This is a genomic window from Mesorhizobium sp. WSM3860, from assembly GCF_002294995.1.
GTDB lineage: Bacteria > Pseudomonadota > Alphaproteobacteria > Rhizobiales > Rhizobiaceae > Mesorhizobium.
Genome location: NZ_NSGF01000024.1, coordinates 31,163 through 54,861, shown reverse-complemented (window position 1 = coordinate 54,861; position 23,699 = coordinate 31,163). Strand labels below are relative to the sequence as shown.

The window sequence follows — 23,699 nt, the reverse complement described above, 5'->3', positions numbered from 1 at the left end:
AACCGTCAACGCAGAGCCAGCCCTTTCAGCCTGTAAAGCGCTTCCAGCGCCTCCCTTGGCGTCATCTCGTCCGGATTGATCGCCCCCAGTGCTTCGCCCAGGACATCGTTCTTCGGCGGCTTCGGCGCTTCGCGCTTCACCGCCACCGAAAACAGCGGCAGGTCGTCGACCAGCCGGTTGGTCTTGCCCGAAACTTCGCCTTCCTCGAGCTGGTGCAGCACTTCCTTGGCGCGCGCCACCACCGCTTCCGGCAGTCCGGCGAGCCGCGCCACCTGCACGCCGTAGGAGCGGTCGGCGGCACCCTTGCCGACCTCGTGCAGGAAGACGACGTCGCCTTCCCACTCCTTGACCCGCATGGTGACGTTGGAGAGCCGCGAAAGCTTGCCGGCCAGCGCCGTCATCTCGTGGAAATGCGTGGCGAAGATCGCCCGGCAGCGGGTTTTTTCATGCAGATATTCGACCGCCGCCCAGGCGATCGACAGGCCGTCGAAGGTCGCAGTGCCGCGGCCGATCTCGTCGAGGATGACCAGCGCCCGTTCGCCGGCCTGGTTCAGGATCGCCGCCGTCTCGACCATCTCGACCATGAAGGTCGAGCGCCCCCGCGCCAGATCGTCCGAGGCGCCGACGCGCGAGAACAGCCGGTCGACGACGCCGATATGGGCGCTTTCGGCCGGCACGAAGGAGCCGGTCTGGGCAAGGATGGCGATCAGCGCGTTCTGCCTCAGGAAGGTGGACTTGCCGCCCATGTTGGGGCCGGTTAGCAGCCAGATGGCGCCGGCCTCTGCGCCGTTTTCAGGCGAGAGGTCGCAGTCATTGGCGACGAATGGGCCTTCGCCTGAGCGCCTGAGCGCCTGTTCGACTACCGGGTGGCGGCCGCCGGCGATCTCGAAGGCGAGGCTGGAGTCCACGACCGGCCGGCACCAGCCCTCGCTTTCGGAAAGCAGCGCCAAGGCCGACGATACGTCGAGGACTGCGAGTGCCTCGGCGCCGGCACGGATGCTGTTGGCCTCGCTCACCACTTCCGCCGTCAGCCGGTCGAAGGTGGCAAGCTCGATGCTCAGCGCCTTATCGGCGGCATTGGCGATCTTCGATTCCAGCTCCGCCAGTTCCGTCGTCGTGAAGCGCATCGCGTTGGCCATGGTCTGGCGATGGATGAAGCGCGCCTTCGCCGCGTCGCTGCCGGTCATGATCGAATGATGGTTGGCCGTAACCTCGATATAGTAGCCGAGCACATTGTTGTGCCGGATCTTCAGCGATCGGATGCCGGTCTCCTCGATCAGCGAGCGCTCCAGCCCGGCGATCACTTTTCGCGACTCGTCGCGCAGCGCCCGCATTTCGTCGAGTTCGGCATTGTAGCCTGACCGCACGAAGCCGCCGTCGCGCCGGATCAGCGGCAGTTCGTCGTCGAGCGCCTCGCTGAGATGGCGGGCGAGCGCCTCGGGCAGGCCATGGATCGCCGAGAGCGCCGCGGCGAGTTCGGCGGGGAGCGTCGTCGTCGCGAGCAGCGCGGCGATCGCGCCCGCGGCCTCGAAGCCGGCGCGCAGCGCGCCAAGATCGCGCGGGCCGCCGCGGTTGAGCGCCAGCCGGGACAGCGCTCGTGGCATGTCGGCGACGTTTTTCAGGCTCGTTCTCAATCCCTGGCAAAGCCGCGCTTCGGCGCGAAAGAACGACACCGAATCCAGCCTTGCGGAAATCGCTCCCGGGTCGGTCAGCGGCGCCATCAGCCGGTCGGCGAGCAGCCTCGCCCCGCCGCCGGTCACGGTGCGATCGATCGCCTTGAACAGCGAGCCTTCGCGGCTGCCGGACAGCGTGCGCAACAGTTCCAGATTGGCGCGCGTCGCCGGATCGATGAACAGCGTCGAGCCGCTCTCTTCGCGCTCGGGCCGCGACAGCGGCGGCCGTTCGGCCTTCTGCGTCTTCTCGACATAGGCGATGGCGCCCGAGATCGCCGACAGCTCGGCGCGCGAAAAAGTGCCGAAACTGTCCGGGGTCGCCACGTCGAAGAAGCGGGCGATGCGGCCCGTGGCCGATGCCGAATCGAACAGCGATGGCGGCTGCGGGTTGGCGACCCGGCCGAGCACGTCGAAGACCGGCCGCAGCTCCGCGTCATGGAACACCGGCTCAGCGACGATCAGCTCGCGCGGATCGACCCGGAAAATGTCGGCAAGCAGCCGTTCGGCCGAGGTTTCAGCCACCCGAAACGCGCCCGTCGAGATGTCGATCCAGGCAAGCGCGAAACTGCCTTGGCTGGCTGCATTGCCGCCCTTCACTCGCCCCAGCGCCATCAGAAAGCTCGACTCCGAGGGTGCAAGCAGCTTGTCCTCGGTGATGGTGCCGGGCGTGACCAGCCGCACCACGTCGCGGCGCACCACCGATTTCGAGCCACGCTTCTTGGCTTCCGCCGGGTCCTCGATCTGCTCGCATACGGCGACGCGGAAGCCTTGCGCGATCAGCTTCTGCAGATAGTCGTCCGCCGCATGCACCGGCACGCCGCACATCGGGATGTCGTGGCCCTGGTGCTTGCCGCGCCGGGTGAGCACGATGCCGAGCGCCTGGCTTGCCTTTTCGGCGTCGTCGAAGAACAGCTCGTAGAAATCGCCCATGCGGTAGAACAGAAGCGAATCCGGGTTCGCCGCCTTGATCTCGATATACTGCTCCATCATTGGCGTGACGCCGCCCATGGCGGGCGCCGGCGTCGTCGTTTCCTGGGCGTCGGTATCGGTCGGCATGTGCATGTTCATGCCCGAACGCTAGCAGATGTGGCAGGGCGGTTTAATGCCGGACGCTCGAAAAGCAGGGGAAAGCGCGAGCCATGCCGCCCCTCGCCGTCATTCGGCCCGCCGCATTGCTGGCCTTCTGCGTTGACGCAGCTTCGCCCGGCTTGTCGGTTTACAGTCGCCGCGTGTAGCCTTAATCGGTGGAAAGCATAAGCAAGCAGCCGTCCCAAGCGGTGCCGCACAGGCGAGGAAATCAAAAGCATCATGGCCAGGAAAACCGAAAGCAGCGGGCCCTCCGTCAGCGCGCAGGAGGCGCTCGAATTCCACGCCATGGGGCGTCCCGGCAAGCTGGAGATCGTCGCCACCAAGCCGATGGCGACGCAACGCGATCTGAGCCTCGCCTATTCGCCGGGCGTCGCCGTTCCGGTGCGCGCAATCGCGGAGGATCCAAGCCGCGCCTTCGACTACACGACGCGCGGCAACATGGTCGCCGTCATCTCCAATGGCACCGCAATCCTCGGTCTTGGCAATCTCGGCGCCCTGGCCTCGAAGCCGGTCATGGAAGGCAAGTCGGTGCTGTTCAAACGCTTCGCCGATGTCGATTCGATCGACCTCGAAGTGGCGACCGAGGATGCCGACGAATTCATCAACTGCGTGCGCTTCCTCGGACCTTCCTTCGGCGGCATCAATCTCGAGGACATCAAGGCGCCGGAATGCTTCATCATCGAGCAGCGCCTCCGCGAGCTGATGGACATCCCCGTCTTCCACGACGACCAGCACGGCACCGCCATCATCTCGGCCGCCGGGCTGATCAACGCGCTGGAGATCACCGGCCGCGACATGAAGACCACGAAGATGGTCTGCAACGGCGCGGGCGCGGCGGGCATCGCCTGCATCGAATTGATGAAGGCGATGGGTTTTTCGCCGGAAAATATCATCCTGTGCGACACCAAGGGCGTCGTCTTCCAGGGCCGCACCGAAGGCATGAACCAGTGGAAGTCGGCGCATGCGGTCAAGACCGAGGCGCGCTCGCTCGCCGAGGCGCTGGACGGCTGCGACGTCTTTCTCGGTCTTTCCGCCAAGGGCGCCCTGACCCCCGCCATGGTGCAGTCGATGGCCAAGAACCCGATCATCTTCGCGATGGCCAATCCGGATCCGGAGATCACGCCCGAGGAAGTGGGCGAGATCCGCACCGATGCCATCATGGCCACCGGCCGCTCGGATTACCCGAACCAGGTCAACAATGTGCTGGGTTTCCCCTACATCTTCCGCGGCGCGCTGGATGTTAGGGCCACCACCATCAATGACGAGATGAAGATCGCCGCCGCACGCGCCCTGGCCGAGCTGGCGCGCCAGGACGTGCCGGACGACGTCGCGGCCGCCTATCAGGGCAATCGGCCGAAATTCGGCCCCAACTACATCATCCCGGTGCCGTTCGACCCGCGCCTGATCTCAGCGATCCCGCTTGCCGTGGCGAAGGCCGCGATGGAGTCCGGCGTCGCCCGCAAGCCGATCCTCGATCTCGACCGCTACGCGCATGAGCTCTCCGCCCGCCGCGATCCGATCGCCTCGACCTTGCAACGCATTCACGACCGCGTCCGCCGCCAGCCCAAGCGCATCGTCTTCGCCGAAGGCGAGGAAGAGCAGGTGATGCGCGCCGCCGTCTCCTATGTGAACCAGAGGCTGGGGACGGCGATCCTGCTCGGCCGCGACGACGTCATCAAGGAGAATGCGCGCAACGCCGGCATCGATCTCAACAAACAAGGCCTGGAGATCATCAATGCCAGGCTGTCGCGCCGCAACGGCATCTATACCGACTATCTCTACGAACGCATGCAGCGCAAAGGCTACCTGTTTCGCGACTGCCAGCGCCTGATCAACAACGACCGCAATCATTTCGCCGCCTGCATGGTGGCGCTGGGCGATGCCGACGGCATCGTCACCGGCGTGACCCGCAACTATTCCACCGCGCTCGACGACGTGCGCCGCGTCATCGACGCCAAGCCGGGCCACCGCGTCATCGGGGTTTCGATCGTCTTGGCAAGGGGCCGCACCGTACTGGTTGCCGACACCGCGGTACACGACATGCCGAATGCCGAGCAGATCGCCGACATCGCCGAGGAGGCGGCCGGCTTTGCGCGCCGCATGGGCTACGAGCCGAGGATTGCCATGCTCGCCTACTCCACCTTCGGCCATCCGCAGGGTGAGCGCTCCGAGCGGGTGCAGGAGGCGGTGCGCATCCTCGACAAGCGCCGCGTCGACTTCGAATATGACGGCGAGATGGCCGCCGACGTGGCGCTGAACCCGCGCGCCATGGCGCAGTACCCGTTCATCAGGCTCACCGGTCCGGCCAATGTGCTGGTCATGCCCGCCTTCCACTCGGCCTCGATCTCGACCAAGATGCTGCAGGAACTCGGCGGCTCGACCGTCATCGGCCCGCTGCTGGTCGGCCTGAACAAGCCGGTGCAGATCGTCTCGCTGAATGCCAAGGATAGCGACATCGTCAACATGGCAGCGATCGCAGCTTATACGGCGGGAAATTGACGGGCGGCCGCCCCAACTTTCTGCAAAAACAAAAAGGGCCCGCGGCTTTGCCGCAGGCCCCTTCCTTTGAGAATGCAAGCTTCGATCAGAACGAGCGCTGGAAGCGGACGATGCCGCCGACGCTGTCCTTCTTGTCGGCCTTGGTCCAGTTGCCGAACGGAGTGCCGTCGTCGAAGTGGCCGAAGTGGTTCCAGTCGACTTCGGTCGTGATCGTGTAGCCCGGCACGATGGTGTAGGCGACGTTCGCCGCAAGAGCGTAGTTCTTGTCGTCGTCGGCCGAAGCCTGAAGATTGAACGCCGTCTTGTCGTTGAACTTGTAGGTGCCGCCGCCCCAGACGGCCCAGTTGCCGCCCCACGGCTTGTAGAAGCCGCGGCCATGGGCGTCTATGGCGTTGCCGGCATCGTCGCTCAGGTTGTCGTCGGTGCCGTAGCCGGCCATGATGAACAACGACAGTTCCTTGCTCACATTGACGTCGAGGCGAACCTTGCCCGCCACTTCCTCATAGTTGCTGTCATAGGCGACGACGCCGGTGATCGCACCCCAGTCGCCCTTGTACTTCAAGCCGCCGACGACGTGGGGAACGTAGCTGTCGATCGTGCCGGTCACACCGGAGCCCTCTTCGAGCGAAATGACACCCGAGAAGCCGCCGTCCACATCGAAGTAGTAGCTGACGACGTTGGTATCCTTGACGCCGTACGGAATGATCGTGTCCTGGATGACATTCCCGGCATAACCGATGAACTGGTCATAAGGCGTTTCGTCCTTGCCAACGCGCAGACCGCCGAGCTGGATCCAGGCGAAATGCAGGTCGGTTGCCTTGTTTGCGGCGGGATTGCTGTCGACGTCGCCGGCTGCATCGGTGACGAGGTTCCTGTCACCGAAGTTGAAGCGCGTTTCGGTGTAGGTCTTCAACGTGCCCAACTCGGTTTCCTGGCCGGTCCAGGTCTTCAACGTGAAGCGAAGGTTCTTGTAGAAGGTGTTCTGGACGTCGCCGTCCCGAACGTCGATGCTCTTGGCGCCATCGAACGTGCCGATATCGCCGATGCCGGCGTCATAGCGGATATAGCCGCCGATGCGCAGACAGGTCTCGGTGCCGGGGATATAGAAGTAACCTGCGCCGTAGACGTCGCAGATCTTGACGTATTCGGCCGGTTCCGGCTCGGCGACGGTCACCGCGTCGGCGGCGCGGACGCCCGAAACTGCGATCAGCGCCGCAGCGGAGCCGAGAAGAAGGCTCTTGATGTTCATTTTCTTGAATCTCCAGTCAAAGGTTCAAGACAGGTCTGGCAGCCATCCGGCTTTTGCCAACCCCGTCCCCATCGTTGAAAAAGTCGCGCACCGGCGCCGCTTCTTCGCGCTCGACATGGCCCAATTGGCTGTCCTTCACAACAGAGATTGCGTCCGAAAAACGGTCTTTGGGCTCTTATACAAGTCTTGTTGCGCAAATATCACGTCACATATTTGAAAGAATGGCACATATGGCACAATATATACGGTAGTGGCGTTATTTTTGATTATGAAATGTGCCAAATGTGCCATTTATTACGGTTTTATGACAGATGTATTCTCGGCTGGTGAGTGTCTTGTGAGGGCCCCAAAGCGCGAAGCCGATCGGGAAATCGGGGATCAGGACAAGCTGCGCGCGACGCGAACCACGTCCTCGATCATGTCCTCGCGCAGCATTTCGATGGGGATGCGGCCATCCAGTTCGGGGCAGAGGTGAGTGAGCCAGAACCAGGCCAATCTCGGATTGGTGATTGCCGCCAACACCTCGCTTATGCCGGGGGCCGGCCTGCCGTCGACGAACTGGGCGAGCGGGAAGACATGCTTGCGGCCGCCTTTGCGCAACGCGACGACCTCACCGCGCCTTTGCCAGCGGTGCAGCGTCGAACGAGGTATGCGGTACTTCTCTTCCAGGTAGGTCGACCCGGCAACCTCGCCGGCCCAGTCTTCGATCAGCATCGACTGCAGCTCGGAGTCCCGCTCGGCAAAAGGCCTGGCGGTGGGCTTGCCGGCCCCGATCTTCGGTTTTTCGTCCCTGCTGCCGGCGTCGCGTGGTTCGGCGCGCGCGATCTTCTCCGCCATGGCGCGGAAGAATTCGGATGCGAGCCCGGTCCAGTTCTCCTTGAAGGAGGTGATGGCAAGCCGCTGCGCCTGCGGCAGGAAGGGAAGGGCGGCGGAAACACCGCCGGCCATCGCGCTGGCGCAGATCAGAGCCTCCGGGTCCAGCAGGACGCCATGCTGCATCAAAGCCTGCCGCACAGCCTCGGCCACCAGACCGGCCAAGGCGTCTTGCGAAATTCCTTCAGGCGAATTCTGAAATCTGGTCATGCGTCTGTCTTGCGCGCCGCGCTCCTCCCAAGCTGGGGAACGGCTACAGCGGAAAGCGGCAATCGCAATCGTGACAGACGCAGCGACCGTGAAGGTTGCTGTCTTGCATTTTTGACACCCCAACTGCTGCGGGCGTCTCGAAATGTCAGTCGCGGAACACCCAACCTGCCTGTAGGAGCGATCTATGACAGCGGCGCGACAGATGGTCCTCTTCTTCTCCCCTTGTGGGGAAGGTGGATCGGCGCGCAGCGCCGAGACGGATGAGGGGTCTTCCAGCTTGGCGCCGGCTTACCCCTCACCCGGATTGCCAGCCGAATTGCGAAGGGCAATTCGGGGCAATCCGACCTCTCCCACAACAAGGGGAGAGGTAAAAGGCGCTAAAGCAGGCCCGCCTGTTCCGCTTCGCGGCGCAGCTTCTGGCGCGGTCGCGGGCCGATCTGCTGGATCACCAGCCCGGCCGCCAGCGAGCCGAGGTCGCCGCAGTCCTGGAGGCTGCGTCCGGTCGTGTACCCATAGAGGAAACCGGCGGCATAGAGGTCGCCCGCGCCGGTGGTGTCGACCAGTTCCTTGATCGTGGTCGCGTGAATAGTGACGGTCTCGTCGCCGCGCACGATCACCGAACCCTTCTCCGAGCGGGTGACGGCGGCGATCTTGCAATCCTTGCGTATCGCCGCCAGCGCATCCTCGAAGGAAGCGGTCTGGTAGAGCGACTTGATCTCGTGGCTGTTGGCAAAGACGATGTCGACCGTGCCGGAGCGCATCAGATCGAGGAACTCGTCGCGGTAGCGGTCGACGCAGAAGGAATCCGACAGCGTCATCGACACTTCGCGCCCCGCCGCATGCGCCAGCCTCGCGGTCTGCCGGATCGCTTCCTTGGCGCGCGGCGGATCCCACAGATAACCCTCGAAATAGGTCACCTTGGCGCCGGCCGCCTTGTCGGCCTCGACATCTTCCGGCCCCAGCTCGACGCAGGCGCCGAGATAGGTGTTCATCGAGCGCTCGCCGTCCGGCGTGACGAAGATCATCGAGCGAGCCGTCGGCGGCTCGCCTTGCAGCGGCTTGGTGTCGAAGGCCACGCCCTGGGCGCGGATATCATGGGTGTAGATGTCGCCGAGCGCATCGTTCGACACCTTGCCGAAAAAGGCGGCGCGGCCGCCGAAGCTCGCCACGCCCGCCGCCGTGTTGCCGGCGCTGCCGCCCGAAGCTTCGATCGCCGGTCCCATGCGGCTGTAGAGCAGCTCGGCGCGCCTAGTGTCGATGAGGTTCATCGCGCCCTTGATGATGCCGTTGGTTTCGAGAAAGGCCTCGTCGCACTGCGCGATGATGTCGACAATGGCATTGCCGATGCAAAGCACGTCATATTCCGGCATCAATGTCTCCGCCAACGATTGTCCGGCTTTCTGCCACGCCGGCCGCGCGCGGGTCTAGCGGCTCGCAGCCGCTTTGCCTACCCCGAAAATCGGCACCGGTTTCCGCTTCGCCGACTTCTGATCGGCTGCTGCGGCAGCCATCGCGCCGAACTGGACCATACCGATGGCGGCGACGGCGGCTATGGTTGGATCGTGATCGAAACATCTCCGCCGCGGTGTGAGCTAGAAGCGGACCGTCGAAACAAGCTGAAGGCGCGAAACCACCATGTCTGAAAAGACCGAGATGACGACCGAGCTGGCGCTGCTCGGCATCCTGGCGGTGTTGTGGGGCGCTTCCTATACCTTCATCAAGATCGGCGTGGAGACAATCCCGCCGGTGACCTTCATCGCCGGGCGCACGCTGATCGCCGGCGGCATTCTGCTTGGCCTTATCCGCTGGCGCGGCCTTGCCATGCCGCGCGATCTGGTCAACTGGCGCCGCTTCATGTTCCAGGCCTGCTTGAACAGCGTCATCCCGTTCACGCTGATAGCGGCCGCCGAACGTTCGATCGACGCCGGCCTTGCCACCATCCTCAACGCGACGTCGCCGATCTTCACCTTCCTGCTGACGGCGCTGATCACCCGCCACGAGCCGGTGACATTGCGCAAGCTGGTCGGCGTCGGCGCCGGCATCGCCGGCATTTGCCTGATCGTCGGCACCGAGGCGCTTGGCGGCATCGGCCATCAGCTCTGGGCGCAGCTTGCGGTCGTCGCCGCCACCGTCTGCTATGCCGGCGCCGCGATCTTTGGCCGAAACTTCAGAGGTCTGGATCCTATGGTGCCGGCCGCCGGCTCGATGATCTGCGGCGCCGCGATCCTGATCCCCTTGAGCCTCGTCTTCGACCGGCCCTGGACGCTGACGCCGTCGACAGCGTCGATCCTGGCGCTCTTCGGGCTTTCGGTCTTCTCCACCGCGCTCGCCTTTTCGATCTTCTTCCGGCTCATCCACACGCTGGGCTCGGTCGGCACCACCTCGCAGGCCTATCTGCGCGTGCCGATCGGTGTCGGCATCGGCGCCGTCTTTCTGGGCGAAAGCCTCGGGCCGAGCGCCTGGCTCGGCATGGGCTTCGTCGTCGTCGGCGTCGCGGCGATGACCATTCCGGCAAGACAGGCCAGGCTTGCGCAATAGTTGCGCCGCTTATCAAGCCCGCCTATCTCGGGAACGTCGTTCCTCTGTAAGGGCTTGGACCTGCCGTGATCCTCGACGCCGTCCGCGCCGCCGCAAGCCGGCTGTTCTCACCTGAATTCCGCTCCGTCTTCCTGAAGACGCTGGGCCTGACGCTGCTCGCCCTGGTGGCGCTGTGGTTCGGCATCGAGAGCCTGCTCGAATGGCTGGCATGGCCATGGCTGCAGACATTTGTGCCCGGCCTGCCGTCCTGGGCAGGATGGCTGAGCGGCATCATCGCCGGCATCGTGCTGGCAATGGGCATGGCGCTGCTCGTAGCACCCGTGACGGCGATCGTCGCAGGGTTGTTCCTCGACGATATCGCCGAGGTGGTCGAGCGCACCGACTATCCTGGCGATCCGCCCGGCAGCGCCGTGCCGGTGCTGCAGTCGCTGGCGCTGGCGATAAAATTCTTTGGCGTCGTGATCCTCGGCAACATCGTCGCCCTGCTGCTGCTCCTCGTGCCGGGCATCAACATCGCTGCATTCTTCATCGTCAACGGCTATCTGCTGGGCCGCGAATTCTTCGAGTTCGCCGCCATGCGCTTCCGCCCCGAGGCGGAAGCCAAGGCGCTGCGCCGGAAGTATGCGGGCACGGTATTCCTGGCGGGACTGCTGATTGCGGGCTTCCTTGCCGTGCCGCTGCTCAACCTTTTGACGCCGCTCTTTGCTGCCGCCATGATGGTGCATCTGCACAAGGCGGTTTCCGGGCGGGAGCCGGTCCAGAGCAATTCCAGGAAACCGTAGCGGTTTTCCGTCCGCAGTTGCGTAACAAAGGGATAGGGCGGTTCGGCGTTCCGGTGAAACGCTGAACGCTCTAATCCTGCTCGGTACCGCCCCCGCGGAACAGCGCCTGCAGCTTGCCGAACGGCATCGCCGAACGGGTGAAGCCGAAGGTGCCGTCCTGCTGGATTTCGCGCGCCGCGGTTTCCAGCATGCCAAAGGCGAAATTCGTCAGCCATGGCCCGAGCGAGACGCGCTTGACGCCGGCCTCGGCAAGGTCGGACACGGTGAAGCCGGGCCGGGCCATGACATTGACCGGCTTGCTGACCGCGGAGCAGACCGTCCGCACCGTGTCGATGTCGGTCAGGCCCGGCGCATAGAGCACGTCCGCGCCGGCCTTCTCGAAACCCTGAAGCCGCTTGATCGTGTCGTCGAGATCGGTCTTGCCCCACAGGAAATTCTCAGCCCGCGCGGTGAAGACGAAATCGTGCTTCAAGGCGCGAGCCGCCTCGGCGGCCGCGGCGACGCGTTCGACCGCATGCGAGAACTCGTAGATCGGATTGTCGTGATCGCCGGTATGGTCCTCGATCGAGCAGCCGGCGAGGCCGGCGGCTTCGGCCGCGAAGATGGTTTCCGCGGCCTGCTCGGCGCTGTCGCCCTTGCCGCGTTCGAGGTCGGCCGAAACCGGCAGGTCGGTTGCCGCCGTCACCTCGCGGCAATGGTGGATCATGGCCTCGAACGTCACGGCGCCGTCGGGCAGGCCGCGCGAGAAGGCGAAGCCGGCGCTGGTCGTGGCCAGCGCCTTGAAGCCGAAGGAAGCCAGAAGCTTGGTCGTGCCGACATCCCAGGGATTGGGCATGACGAAGGTCGAAACGTGCAGATCGCGAAAAATCTTGCCCTTGTCCATGGCGGGTCCTCAATCATGGGTCGTGCGGGGAATTTATCGCGGTCGCCCCGCTCGGGCAAACGAATGCGCTCGGCTTAGAAGCGTTTCTCGTTCTCTGCTGACAGACGTTTGAGGGCGTCTGAACCGGCTACGTAGCGAGACGCTTTCTTATTCCAATGATAGGTGACTGAAATGTCTTTCGAGGACGCCTTGGGTGGGGCATCCTCGCAGCTTTCCTCACTCGGCACGGTGGCATCGGTCACCGTAGCCTTGATGGCTGCATGGGCTTGGCCGCCCGCAATGGCGCGCAAAGCGATGTCCTGCTTGCGGCTGTAAGCACACAGCCTTTCGTCGAAGGTATAGATCATGTCTATCAGTTCGAACTTGTCGTTGCGCACCATGATCAGCGGCGTGATCACATAGCTCTGGCTCGAATTGAAATGCGTGCTCATGGTGACGAGGATATCGTCACCGGCGCCGACCGACAGTTTGTTCGGCTCGCGGAAATAGGTGCTGCGATCGACGGCGACATTAACCGCGTCGAGCAGCGCCGGCTTGCCGGTCAGATCGTAGAGCGCCAGCACCGCATAGCCCTCGGCGCTGTCGGCAGAATCGCCGAGATCGAACAGCATGGTAAACCGGTCCTTGCCGCCGGCCTTGATGGCAAGCACCGCAGCATTGGGCAGGCTTGATGTTTCAGGCGGCGAGCCACCACTGTCCGGGCCCTCGATATGGCGCATCTCGATCGGTAAGCCGCCGTGGTAAAAGCCGTCAGCGTTCGGCGCCAGGTCGGGGATGACCATCCTGGCGAGATCGAGATAGGTGACGTCCTTGTGGCCTGGGACAGCGCTGCCGAGATCCGGGAAGCTGACGTCCTGCGCGGCCGCCGAGACCCGCAACCAGGATAGAAGCACGAGAGCGAGGGCGAGGCGCAGCAGAGTGGGTTTCATGCAGGGGCGCTTCCGGCGGTCTGACGCATGCACGCTAGCACGGAAGATTTCGCCGCACAGCCCGGAGCAATTCCAGCATAGATGTGAAACAGTTTCCGTCTGGAATTGCGTAAAAACAAATACCTAGAGCGGGTCGGCAATTCAACGGAACGCTGAATCGCTCCAATGTCCGATCAAAGGATCGGCACCAGATCGGCGAGTTCGCGCATGTCGTCGAACAGGATGCCGCCGGCTTCCGCCAGCCCGTCGGGGTCCGAGAATGGATCGGCGTGATAGGAAAACACGCGCATGCCGGCGGCAATGCCGGCCTGGGTGCCGGCGACACTGTCTTCGATGACAATGCAGTCGGCCGGTGCGAAGCCCATCGTCTTTGCCGCATGCAGGAAGAGGTCCGGGAACGGCTTGCCGCGCCCGACCATGGTCGAGGAGAACATGGCGTGCTCGAACAGCGGCAACAACCCGGTCTGCCCGAGCGTGATATGCATCTTCGAAACCCGCGCCGACGAGGCGACGCAATAGGCGATACCGGCGGCGCGCACCTTTTCGATGAAGTCGCGCACATGAGGGATCGCCTCGACGCCATGCGCGAACAGGTCCGGCAGCCCGGCGTTCCAGCGTTCGACGAAGTCGGCGCCGAGTCGGGCCTCGGTCGCCTCTTCGATCTCTTTCTGCACCGAAGCCATGGTGCGGCCCGAGAAGTTCTTGCGGCAATATTCGAATGTGGTTTGAAAGCCCGCTTCACAAAGCCATTCGGCGAGGCGCCGATTGGCAAGGTTCTCGGTGTCGACCAGAACCCCGTCGCAATCGAAGATGACCAGTTTTGGAACCAGCATTACGCCGTGCCGGTCGATCCGAAACCGCCTGCGCCGCGCGCCGTGCCGCCGGCAAGCGCCCGTTCTTCGCTGGCCACCTGCGTCACCGCCGCAAACACGATCTGCGCGATCCGCATGCCGCGCGCCACCGCGAAATCCTCATCGCCAAGATTGACGAGCAGCACTTTCACCTCGCCGCGATAGTCGCTGTCGATGGTGCCCGGCGTGTTGAGCACAGTCAGGCCATGCTTGAAGGCGAGGCCGGAGCGCGGCCGCACCTGGCCTTCCATGCCTTCCGGGATTTCCAGGATCAGCCCGGTCGGCACCAGCGCGCGTTTTCCGGGCAGGATGAGCAGCGGCCGGTCTTCCGGCACGGCGGCTCGCAGGTCCATCCCGGCAGCACCCGCGCTTTCATAGGCCGGCAGCGGCAGGCCATCGCCATGCGGAAGCCTGACGAAACCGACGGTGGGGCCGATGACGGAAGAAGGATAGACAGCCGTGCGCATGAGCCCATTCCTATCGGCGCGGCTGCCGATTCGGTCAACCCGGCCGCGACGCTATCAACGCCTTTCTTTCAATGCGGTTCCGCGTCAGCGTAGCTCCACCGGAACGACGGTCGTCTCCTTGATCTCCTCCATGACGAAGGAAGCGGAGACGTCCGACAGCGGCACCTTGGCGATCAGCCGCTGATAGAGCCTGTCATAAGCTTTCACGTCGGCGACGCGGGCTCGCAGCACATAGTCGAGGTCGCCCGACATGCGGTAGACGCCGGTGATCTCGGCAAAGCCCGTCACCGCCGCCCGGAACTTCTGCAGCCAGTCCGGGTCGTGGTTGGACGTGCGGATCAGGATGAAAACAGAGAGGCCGAGCCCGAGCTTGTCGGCATCGACCAGCGCCACGCGCCCGGTAATGACGCCCTCCTCCTCCAGCCGCTTGACACGTCGCCAGCAAGCGTTGCGGGACAAGGCCACGCGCTCCGACAGCTGGTCGACGGAAAGCGTGCCGTCGCGCTGCAGTTCCGCGAGTAATCGTCGGTCAATCGCATCAAGTTCGAAGGGCATATTGGGATGAATGTCCCAAAATAACGCTCAACACAAGGACAATTTGAGACCGATGAACCTTCAGATCTTGGCAGGATACTCAGCATCGGGACTCATCCCGGCAGGAGGGATCACCATGACGCGGTTTTCGGCGCTCTTTACGTCTCACCCGGCCAAGGTTGGCGAAACCTATTTCGGCCACATGGCCTTCGCCGCCTGGTTCTGGTCCCGCCTGTCGATGGCCGCGGGCGCCGCCCTCGTTCACGCTTTCTTGCCGTTTCTGTTCGAGACTACGGCAAGTCGAATCGTCCGTGAGCTCTATGAGCGTACGCATAACAGAGGCTCACACGCGGTGAAGGAGCCGTCGGCTCTGATGGATCGCGCCTGATAACTGGTGGAATGCGATGTGCCGGTGGGCGGCCTATCTTGGTGAAGCGGTCTTCCTCGAAGACATCATTACCGCGCCCTGCCATTCGCTGATTGCCCAGAGCCACTGCGCCCAGGAGGCCAAGTCGCCGACCAATGGCGACGGTTTTGGCCTCGCCTGGTACGGCGACCGTCCCGAGCCCGGCCTTTATCGCGACATCCTGCCGGCCTGGTCGGACCCCAATCTGAAAAGCCTCTGCCGCCAGATCAAATCCGGCCTGTTCCTCGCCCATGTGCGTGCCTCGACCGGTGGTGCCACCAGCCGCATGAACTGCCATCCGTTCGTCTCCGGCCGCTGGTCGTTCATGCACAACGGCCAGATCGGCGGCTTCGAGAAGATCCGCCGTACGCTGGAAAATTCGCTGTCGGATGCCGTCTTCGACCAGCGCGAAGGGACGACTGATTCCGAACTCTTCTTCCTGCTGATGCTCGACGAAGGTCTGTCCGCCGACCCGCAAGGCGCGGTATCCCGCGCCACCAGCCGCGTTCTCGAGGCTTCGCGCCACGCCGGCCTCGAACCCTCCCTGAAGCTGACTGCCGCCTTCTCCGATGGCGAGACGCTCTACGCTGTGCGCTACGCCACTGACGGCCATGCGCCGACGCTCTATACCGGCGCATTCGCGAGCCGAGCCGGCCGCTGCATTGTCTCGGAACCGTTCGACCGCGACGGCGGCGACTGGCAGGCGATCCCGCCGTCGAGCTTCGTCACCATGACCAGAGACGGCACAAACATCCGGCCGTTCGCGCCGGCAGCTGCTAAGTTCGCGGTGGCCGTTTAGCTCCAAACTTAGCAAGGTCACGGGACAGCGCCGCCCTCTGTCCTGCCGACATCTCCATCACAAGTGGGGAGATTGGCAGCTCCGGCTCTCGCTCCATCCTGCAATATAGACCCAGTCGCGAAAGCCGCGGTGACGGCTGATCTCGCCCCGAGTGGGGGAGATGTCCGGCAGGACAGAGGGCGCCGTAGAGCGCCAACCTGAAAATCGGTCGGCGCAATTTCGATCAAGCGCTTCAGGCGTTCGGATGCTGAATTCAGCTTGAAGCCGTGCTCTCATCCGCCATGTTCAAGGCGCAGCGCGGCAAGCAGCCGGAGTGCGCATCATGGACATCGGATTTTCCTCGACTACCGAACTCGCGGCAGCAATTGCCCACCGGAGAATCTCGGCCGTGGAGGCGCTCGATGCGCATCTGGCACAGATCGACCGGCATAATGAGACGGTCAACGCCGTCGTCCTCCTCGATCAAGAAGGCGCACGTGAGCGTGCCCGACAAGCCGATGCGGCACTGGCGCGCGGCGAACCGCTCGGACCGCTGCACGGCGTGCCGTTCACGCTGAAGGATGCGCACGAGACCGCTGGCATGAAGACGACGGTCGGCTTCCCGCCATTTGCCGACTACGTTGCCAAGCAGGACAGCCCTGTGGTTGCAAGGCTAAAGACAGCCGGCGGCGTGCTGGTCGGCAAAACCAACGTCGCCACCATGCTGGGCGACTGGCAGTCGGACAATCCGCTTTTCGGCCGCACCGCCAACCCCTGGGATCCGTCGCGTACGGCGGGCGGCTCAAGCGGTGGCGCAGCAGCCGCGGTCGCGACGGGCATGACGTCGTTCGAGGTCGGCACCGACATGCAGAATTCCATCCGCTTGCCCGCGGCGTTTTGCGGCGTCTACGGCCTGAAGCCGACCGAGCATCGCGTCTCGCTGGCCGGCGCTTTTCCCGATCCGAGTGGCATTCCGCGCAGCGTCCGCTTGATGTCCTGCGTTGGACCGATTGCTCGCAACATCGAGGACCTGGCGCTGATCTATCAAATCATTGCCGGTCCGGACGGAGCCGACACCGATCTGGCGCCGGTGCCGGTTGATCCGATGCCGAAGCTCGAGCTGAAATCGCTGCGCATCGCCTTCGCCGGCACCTTCCCCGGCTTTCCGGTGGCCGCCGAGATCGGCGCCGCGGTCGAAAGATTGGCTGCTAGGCTCGCTTCCGCCGGCGCGCACGTCGAGGAAGCCAAACTGCCGAAGCTCGACCTGCATGATGATCTCGCCGAGGGCGGCAAGTTGATCGGCATGATGCTGGAGGCAGCGCAACCGGAACCGCCGGAACAGCCTGCGCCGGTGTCGCGCTGGTTCGCGGCGCTTGCCCGCCGCGACCGGTCGATCTTTGCCTGGGAGCAGTTCTTAGAAAGCTGCGATGCCTTGCTTTGCCCGGTCGCCATGACCACGGCCTTTCCGCACTGCAAGCCGGGCAGCGCGCTCAAGGTCGACGGCAAGGACGAGAGCTATTGGATGCTGCCGGCCTATGGCGCGGTGTTCAACTATTCCGGCCATCCGGCGCTGGCGATACCATGCGGGCAGGACAGCAACGGTTTGCCCCTCGGCCTGCAACTGGTCGGCAAGCGCTGGTCGGAGGCGAGACTGCTCGGCGTCGCGACGGCGATGGCGCCGCTAACTGGCGGTTTCCGCCGGCCGCCGGGCTATTAAAGCAATTCCAGGAAAAGTGCGAAGCGGTTTTCCGTCCGGGATTGCGTTGATAACTCTAAGCGAAGCGCGACAGCGCATAAGGCGCGAGCAATGGATCGCGCTCGCCATCGAGGATTTCGCCGGCCGCAAACAGGCCGATGGCGGGTGCCAGCGTAATGCCGGAATGGGTGACGGCGACATAGAGGCCGCCTATTCCTTCGGCGCGGCTGACAATTGGGAAGCCATCGATCGGAGTAGGACGATAGCCGACTGTGTGGAAATCGTACTCCACCCCGTCGGCGCCGCGCAGCATCGCTTTCACCGCTTCGAAAAGCTCAAGCGCGGTTGCCTCCGGGTTCTCGCCAGGATCGCCGCCGCCAAAATCCGAGCCGGCGATGATCCGGCCCTCCGCCGTCTGCCGCATATGCAGCCTCTCGGCCAGCACAAGGCCGTTGAGCAGCTTCCCGTAGGGTCGCGAATGCACGATCAGGCCGGGCGGCGTCTTGATCGGCAGCTGAACGCCTGCCGTCGCGGCGATCGCCGGGGCGCCGGCGCCGGCGGCGATCACGACCTGATCGGCGGCGATGGTTTCACCCGCTACGACGACGCCGGTGAGCTTGCCACCGGATAGAGTCAGTCTATCGACAGTCCCCATAACGAGCCGCGCGCCGCGCCGTTCGGCGTCCGCCAGCAGCGCCTTTGCGGTCGCGACCGGCTCGGCCACGCCTTCCTCGGCGACGTGAAGCGCAAAATCCGGAAGCTCGGTCAGGTTCGGCTCGATCCGCGCTGCCTGCTTGGCGTCGACCCGCTCGATGCCGTAGCCCCAGGACGAATGCTCGGCCGCATAGGCTTTGAGCTTGTCCGCCGGCAGGTCCCAGCACAGGCCGCCGCACCAGGCAAGCGGCAGGCCCGGCAGATCATTCGCCAAGCGTTTCCATTCGGCCATGGCCCGGATGCGCAGCCGGAAATAGGTCTCCGGGTTGCCCCAGCTTGCGTTGATCCAGGCGAAGGAATTGGGCGTCGCCACACCGCCGGCGCCGCTTGTCGAGACGACCGTCACCCGCGCTCCGGCCTTCGCCAGATGCCAGGCGATCGATGCGCCGATGATGCCGGCGCCGATGACGATGATTTGTTTCGCGCTGCTCATGCCATGACCTTCAGAGGAAATTTCCCCCTCATGCCATCGCGCCGGCCAGACCTCAAGCGAGAAGCGGTTGCGCGCCGCCCCACCGCTATCTTCTGCGTCCCGGCAAGCAGGCCCTTCAGCTCTTCGAAGCGCCGCGTGAGCTGAGAAGAGTCGACCTTCTTTGCAACCGGAGAGGCCGTGCTCCCTGCTGTCGGTTGCGCCATCGATCAGCTGCGCCGCGCGCTTGTGCCAGCCCTTGGCGACGGCAAGTTCCCCTCTCTGCAGATGAACCCTGGCCAGGCTGATTGCCGGGCAAGCCGCGCGTAACCGCTGGCCGCCCACGCCGTAGGCAGTCACCGCGCGCGCCAGAAGCGGGATGGCTTCAGCGGGGCGCCCCATGCACTCCAGCGCAAGTGCCCATTCCTCGAGATCGGCCGTCAGCAACTCGCCAGCGGTCTCCGCTTCGGTGAAGCAGGCTGCGGCCTCGTGCCATTTTCTCACAGCAACAGCCGCGCGTGCCGACAGAATCGGTGAACCGGGATTTGAAGGCTTGCCGCCCGCACGGCCGGCCCGTTTGCCGAAATTGGCGGCTGGTCGAGGCAAATCCGGTAGCCGAGGTTCCTGTCAGGGCGCTCCACCACGCTGTTCGGCCGTGCCGGTCTGCCCGAAACTGTCGACATGCCCAAAATGCGCTGCTAGAAGCCCGCGCCACAGATAGGATTCCAAAAAATTGGCAGAAGACATCGAACAGGCGGTATCGCGCCGCCGCACTTTCGCGATCATCGCCCACCCCGATGCCGGCAAGACCACGCTCACCGAAAAGCTGCTTCTGTTCGGCGGCGCCATCCAGCTTGCCGGCGAGGTCAAGGCGAAGAAAGATCGCATCCAGACCCGGTCCGACTGGATGAAGATCGAGCGCGAGCGCGGCATCTCGGTCGTCACTTCGGTGATGACCTTTGAATATGACGACAACGTCTTCAACCTGCTCGACACGCCCGGCCACGAGGATTTCGCCGACGACACCTACCGCACGCTCTCGGCGGTGGATTCGGCCGTCATGGTCATCGACGCCGCCAAGGGCATCGAGCCGCGCACGCTGAAACTGTTCGAGGTCTGTCGGCTGCGCGACATCCCGATTATCACCTTCGTCAACAAGATGGACCGCGAGAGCCGCGATCCGTTCGAAATCCTCGACGAGATCGAGCGGAAGCTGGCGCTGGACACAGCACCGGTCACCTGGCCGATCGGCCGCGGCAAGACCTTTTCCGGCACCTATCACCTGGCGCAGAACGCCGTGCGCCGGAGCGACGACGAGAAGGAGCGCACGCCGGTCCACGGCCCGGATTCCAACCGCGTCGCCGGGTTGCTGCCGGAAAACGAGCGCAACGACTTCATCGAGGAACTGGAGCTCGCGCGGGAGGCTTGCCGACCTCTCGATATTGAAGCCTTCCGCGAAGGCCATCTGACGCCGGTCTATTTCGGCTCGGCGCTGCGCAATTACGGCGTTCGCGATCTGATCGAGGCGCTCGGCGGCTACGGACCGCCGCCACGCGCCCAGGCAGCCGATGAACGCACGGTCGAGGCGACCGAGGAGAAGATGACCTCCTTCGTCTTCAAGATCCAGGCCAACATGGATCCCAACCATCGCGATCGCATCGCCTTCGTCCGCGTCTGCTCCGGCAAGCTGGAGCGCGGCATGAAGGCCAAGCTGGTGCGCACCGGCAAGCCGATGAGCCTCTCGGCGCCGCAGTTCTTCTTCGCCCGCACCCGTGTCACCGCCGACGAGGCCTTTGCTGGCGACGTCGTCGGCATTCCCAATCACGGCACGCTGCGCATCGGCGACACCCTGACCGAGGGCGAGGAGATCCTGTTCCGCGGCGTGCCGAACTTCGCGCCGGAAATCCTGCGCCGCGTCCGCCTCGGCGATGCCATGAAAGCCAAGAAGCTGAAGGAAGCGCTGCATCAGATGGCCGAGGAGGGTGTCGTGCAGCTGTTCTCGCCCGAGGACGGCTCGCCGGCCATCGTCGGCGTCGTCGGCGCGCTGCAGCTCGATGTGCTGAAGGAGCGGCTGAACATCGAATACACGCTGCCGGTGGATTTCGAGATGTCCCGCTTCTCCGTCTGCCGCTGGATCTCGGCCGACGACAGGGCGGATGTGCAGCGCTTTATCGAAGCGCATCGCGGCGACATCGCCCGCGACCTCGACAACGATCCGGTGTTCCTCGCCCAGCACGCCTTCTCGCTCAACTACGAGGCCGAGCGCTGGAAAGCGATCCGCTTCGCCGCCGTCAAGGATTATCAGGTCCGCGACAAGGCCGCGTGATTCTGATGAGGTGAATGGTGAATAGTGAATAGTGAGTAGTAGGACGGAAAGGCGCGGATGCTAATCCTCACCATTCACCATTCACCATTCACCATTCACTATTCACGCCTAATCACCCCTTCGCCGCTTCCTCGATCGTGGCGATGTCGATCTTGCCCATCTGCATCATCGCCGACATCACGCGCCCGGCCTTCGCTCTGTCCGGATCCTGAAGCAGGCGCGGCAGTTGCTCCGGCACGACCTGCCAGGAGACGCCGAACTTGTCCTTCAGCCAGCTGCAGCGTCCCGGTTCGCCGCCGCCCCCCGTGAGTCTGGCCCAGAAATAGTCCACCTCCTCCTGCGTTTTGCAGTCGATCGACAGCGACATCGCCTCGGTGAACTTGTATTGCGGCCCTCCGTTGAGGGCTTGGAACTGCACGCCGTCGAGCTCGAACGAGGCGACCAGCACCTGGCCTTCCTGAGGATGGCCCTTGGGCCAGCGCGTGACGCTCAGCACCTTCGAATTCTTGAAGATGGAGACGTAGTGGTTCATGGCTTCCTCGGCCTGGCCGTCGAACCAAAGGAAGGTGGTGATCTTCTGCATATCTTGCTCCTCCGACTTGTTCAGGTTGGTTGCATCTTCAAACGGCGCCAGCGATCTGGTGCAGCTTCCGTGCCGTCTGCCACAAGGACGGCTCGGCAAGGCGCGATCCGACAGCGCGTTTGCAAATTTCCTGAAGAATCGTGGCGCAGCGCAAAATTGTGGCAAGGCCGGACCTTGGCCGCTATAACCGCTGCCGACTGAATACAGCGCCGCCGCGCCACGCTTGAGCGCGGCCAGCCAGCAAGGAAATACCGATGCCCGCCTATCGTTCCCGCACCACCACCCATGGCCGCAACATGGCCGGCGCCCGTGGCCTGTGGCGTGCCACCGGCATGAAGGACAGTGATTTCGGCAAGCCGATCATTGCGGTGGTCAATTCCTTCACCCAGTTCGTCCCGGGCCACGTGCATCTGAAGGACCTCGGCCAGCTCGTCGCGTGCGAGATCGAGAAGGCCGGCGGCGTCGCCAAGGAGTTCAACACCATCGCCGTCGACGACGGCATCGCCATGGGTCACGATGGCATGCTCTATTCGCTGCCGTCGCGCGAACTGATCGCCGACTCCGTCGAGTACATGGTCAATGCACACTGCGCCGACGCCATGGTCTGCATCTCCAACTGCGACAAGATCACGCCCGGCATGCTGATGGCCTCGCTGCGGCTCAACATCCCGACCGTCTTCGTTTCCGGCGGTCCGATGGAGGCCGGCAAGGTGGTGCTTGCCGGCAAGGCGCAGGCGCTCGACCTCGTCGACGCCATGGTCGCCGCCGCCGACGACCGTATCTCAGATGAGGACGTCAAAGTCATCGAGCGCTCGGCCTGCCCGACCTGCGGCTCCTGCTCGGGCATGTTCACGGCGAATTCCATGAACTGCCTGACCGAAGCGCTGGGTCTCTCGCTGCCCGGCAATGGCTCGACTCTGGCCACCCATGCCGACCGCAAGCGGCTGTTCGTCGAGGCCGGCCATCTGATCGTCGATCTTGCCCAGCGCTATTACGAGCAGGAGGACGACAGCGCGCTGCCGCGCAGCATCGCCTCCAAGGGCGCCTTCGAGAATGCCATGGCCCTCGACATCGCCATGGGCGGCTCGACCAACACGGTGCTGCACATCCTCGCCGCAGCACACGAGGGCGAGGTCGACTTCACCATGGAGGATATCGACCGGCTGTCGCGCAAAGTGCCGGTGCTTTGCAAGGTGGCGCCTGCCAAGTCCGACGTGCACATGGAGGATGTCCATCGCGCCGGCGGCATCATGGCGATCCTCGGCCAGCTCGACCAGGCCGGGCTGATCAACCGCGATCTGCCGACTGTCCACACGGCGACGCTCGGCGAAGCGCTCGACCATTGGGACATCGCCCGCACTTCCGCAGAGAATGTGCGCGAGTTCTTCCGCGCTGCGCCCGGCGGCGTGCCGACGCAGGTCGCCTTCAGCCAGGACCGCCGCTGGGAGGATCTCGACACGAACCGCGAGACGGGCGTCATTCGCTCGGCCAAGACGCCGTTCTCGAAGGATGGCGGCCTCGCCGTGTTGAAGGGCAATCTGGCGCTCGACGGCTGCATCGTGAAGACGGCCGGCGTCGATGAGTCGATCCTGAAATTCACCGGTCCTGCCCGCGTCTTCGAAAGCCAGGACGCTTCGGTCAAGGCGATTCTCGGCAACGAGATCAAGGCCGGCGACATCGTCGTCATCCGCTATGAGGGGCCGCGCGGCGGCCCCGGCATGCAGGAGATGCTCTACCCGACCAGCTATCTGAAGTCGAAGGGCCTCGGCAAGGCCTGCGCGCTGATCACCGACGGCCGCTTCTCCGGCGGCACCTCGGGTCTGTCGATCGGCCATGTGTCGCCCGAAGCCGCCGAGGGCGGGCTGATCGGCCTGGTCCAGGAAGGCGACACGATCGAGATCGATATCCCGAACCGCAAGATCCATCTCGCCGTCAGCCAAGCCGAGCTCGACGCGCGTCGTAAGGCAATGGCGGCCAAAGGCGCGGATGCCTGGAAGCCTGAGGAAAAGCGCAAGCGCAAGGTGACGACCGCCTTGCGCGCCTACGCCGCCTTCGCCACCAGTGCGGACAAAGGTGCTGTAAGGAAAGTGCCGGAGTAGGTCGGACTGCGCCCTCTACCTCCCCCTTGTGGGGAGGTCGGACCGAAGGTCCGGGTGGGGGTCGGCGCCGCACCCCCGCCCCGCTGCTGCGCAGCGACCCTCCCCACAAGG

At 64.2% G+C, this 23,699-nt stretch carries 19 protein-coding genes; 8 read left to right on the top strand and 11 right to left on the bottom strand.

Going from position 1 to position 23,699, the window contains the following annotated elements:
* Positions 1 to 5: 5 nt before the first annotated feature.
* On the bottom strand, positions 6 to 2,741 hold the full coding sequence (mutS, locus tag CK220_RS27230; RefSeq protein WP_095814480.1) for a DNA mismatch repair protein MutS: 2,736 nt from the start codon (positions 2,739 to 2,741) through the stop codon (positions 6 to 8).
* A gap of 240 nt (positions 2,742 to 2,981) precedes the next feature.
* Between mutS and CK220_RS27225 the strand changes: the two genes are divergently transcribed.
* A complete protein-coding gene (locus CK220_RS27225) occupies positions 2,982 to 5,261 on the top strand; it encodes an NADP-dependent malic enzyme (protein WP_095814479.1) in 2,280 nt (759 codons plus the stop codon).
* 85 nt (positions 5,262 to 5,346) lie between these two features.
* Here the strand turns inward: CK220_RS27225 and CK220_RS27220 are convergent, their stop codons facing one another.
* The 3 genes from CK220_RS27220 to CK220_RS27210 form a co-directional block, all read right to left on the bottom strand.
* Positions 5,347 to 6,510: a porin gene (locus CK220_RS27220; protein WP_095814478.1), complete on the bottom strand. Its 1,164-nt coding sequence runs from the start codon at positions 6,508 to 6,510 to the stop codon at positions 5,347 to 5,349.
* A 378-nt stretch (positions 6,511 to 6,888) separates the two neighbouring features.
* Positions 6,889 to 7,593, bottom strand: coding sequence for a hypothetical protein (locus CK220_RS27215; protein WP_095814477.1), 705 nt, complete (start codon positions 7,591 to 7,593; stop codon positions 6,889 to 6,891).
* 377 nt (positions 7,594 to 7,970) lie between these two features.
* Complete coding sequence (locus CK220_RS27210) at positions 7,971 to 8,963, bottom strand: adenosine kinase (RefSeq protein WP_095814476.1); 993 nt, start codon at positions 8,961 to 8,963, stop codon at positions 7,971 to 7,973.
* Positions 8,964 to 9,228: 265 nt separating this feature from the next.
* On the opposite strand from CK220_RS27210, the gene CK220_RS27200 reads away from it, so the two are divergent.
* Both CK220_RS27200 and CK220_RS27195 read left to right on the top strand, forming a co-directional pair.
* Entirely contained in the window at positions 9,229 to 10,131 is a 903-nt protein-coding gene (locus CK220_RS27200) for an EamA family transporter (RefSeq protein WP_095814474.1), read from the top strand.
* 65 nt (positions 10,132 to 10,196) lie between these two features.
* Positions 10,197 to 10,913, top strand: a complete 717-nt coding sequence (locus tag CK220_RS27195) for a sulfate transporter family protein (protein WP_095814473.1) — start codon at positions 10,197 to 10,199, stop codon at positions 10,911 to 10,913.
* A 70-nt stretch (positions 10,914 to 10,983) separates the two neighbouring features.
* Here CK220_RS27195 and CK220_RS27190 read toward each other — a convergent pair whose 3' ends face one another.
* The 5 genes from CK220_RS27190 to CK220_RS27170 all read right to left on the bottom strand — a co-directional run bounded on the left by CK220_RS27190 (position 10,984) and on the right by CK220_RS27170 (position 14,598).
* Positions 10,984 to 11,796, bottom strand: a complete 813-nt coding sequence (locus CK220_RS27190; RefSeq protein WP_095814472.1) for an oxaloacetate decarboxylase — start codon at positions 11,794 to 11,796, stop codon at positions 10,984 to 10,986.
* A 74-nt stretch (positions 11,797 to 11,870) separates the two neighbouring features.
* A complete protein-coding gene (locus CK220_RS27185) occupies positions 11,871 to 12,725 on the bottom strand; it encodes a hypothetical protein (protein ID WP_095814471.1) in 855 nt (284 codons plus the stop codon).
* Positions 12,726 to 12,898: 173 nt separating this feature from the next.
* Positions 12,899 to 13,558 carry an HAD family phosphatase gene (locus CK220_RS27180; protein WP_095814470.1) on the bottom strand — a complete coding sequence of 220 codons (660 nt, stop codon included), beginning with the start codon at positions 13,556 to 13,558 and terminating at the stop codon, positions 12,899 to 12,901.
* On the bottom strand, positions 13,558 to 14,043 hold the full coding sequence (gene dut, locus CK220_RS27175; protein WP_095814469.1) for a dUTP diphosphatase: 486 nt from the start codon (positions 14,041 to 14,043) through the stop codon (positions 13,558 to 13,560). Before dut ends, CK220_RS27180 begins: the two co-directional genes overlap by 1 nt.
* An 84-nt stretch (positions 14,044 to 14,127) precedes the next feature.
* Positions 14,128 to 14,598 (bottom strand): Lrp/AsnC family transcriptional regulator, encoded by a 471-nt coding sequence (locus tag CK220_RS27170; RefSeq protein ID WP_095814468.1) that lies wholly within the window; start codon positions 14,596 to 14,598, stop codon positions 14,128 to 14,130.
* A gap of 115 nt (positions 14,599 to 14,713) precedes the next feature.
* Between CK220_RS27170 and CK220_RS27165 the strand changes: the two genes are divergently transcribed.
* From CK220_RS27165 to CK220_RS27155, 3 genes are all read left to right on the top strand, one after another.
* Positions 14,714 to 14,965 (top strand): DUF6356 family protein, encoded by a 252-nt coding sequence (locus CK220_RS27165; protein ID WP_095814505.1) that lies wholly within the window; start codon positions 14,714 to 14,716, stop codon positions 14,963 to 14,965.
* Between the two features lie 16 nt (positions 14,966 to 14,981).
* Entirely contained in the window at positions 14,982 to 15,782 is an 801-nt protein-coding gene (locus tag CK220_RS27160) for a class II glutamine amidotransferase (protein WP_095814467.1), read from the top strand.
* A gap of 322 nt (positions 15,783 to 16,104) precedes the next feature.
* Positions 16,105 to 17,478 carry an amidase gene (locus CK220_RS27155; RefSeq protein WP_095814504.1) on the top strand — a complete coding sequence of 458 codons (1,374 nt, stop codon included), beginning with the start codon at positions 16,105 to 16,107 and terminating at the stop codon, positions 17,476 to 17,478.
* A gap of 55 nt (positions 17,479 to 17,533) precedes the next feature.
* Here CK220_RS27155 and CK220_RS27150 read toward each other — a convergent pair whose 3' ends face one another.
* Positions 17,534 to 18,604, bottom strand: coding sequence for an FAD-binding oxidoreductase (locus CK220_RS27150; protein ID WP_095814503.1), 1,071 nt, complete (start codon positions 18,602 to 18,604; stop codon positions 17,534 to 17,536).
* 709 nt (positions 18,605 to 19,313) lie between these two features.
* Here CK220_RS27150 and CK220_RS27145 point away from each other — a divergent pair.
* Entirely contained in the window at positions 19,314 to 20,906 is a 1,593-nt protein-coding gene (locus tag CK220_RS27145) for a peptide chain release factor 3 (protein WP_095814466.1), read from the top strand.
* Positions 20,907 to 21,018: 112 nt separating this feature from the next.
* Here the strand turns inward: CK220_RS27145 and CK220_RS27140 are convergent, their stop codons facing one another.
* Complete coding sequence (locus CK220_RS27140) at positions 21,019 to 21,489, bottom strand: VOC family protein (RefSeq protein ID WP_095814465.1); 471 nt, start codon at positions 21,487 to 21,489, stop codon at positions 21,019 to 21,021.
* Positions 21,490 to 21,743: 254 nt separating this feature from the next.
* On the opposite strand from CK220_RS27140, the gene ilvD reads away from it, so the two are divergent.
* On the top strand, positions 21,744 to 23,588 hold the full coding sequence (ilvD, locus tag CK220_RS27135) for a dihydroxy-acid dehydratase (RefSeq protein WP_095814464.1): 1,845 nt from the start codon (positions 21,744 to 21,746) through the stop codon (positions 23,586 to 23,588).
* Positions 23,589 to 23,699 lie beyond the last annotated feature (111 nt).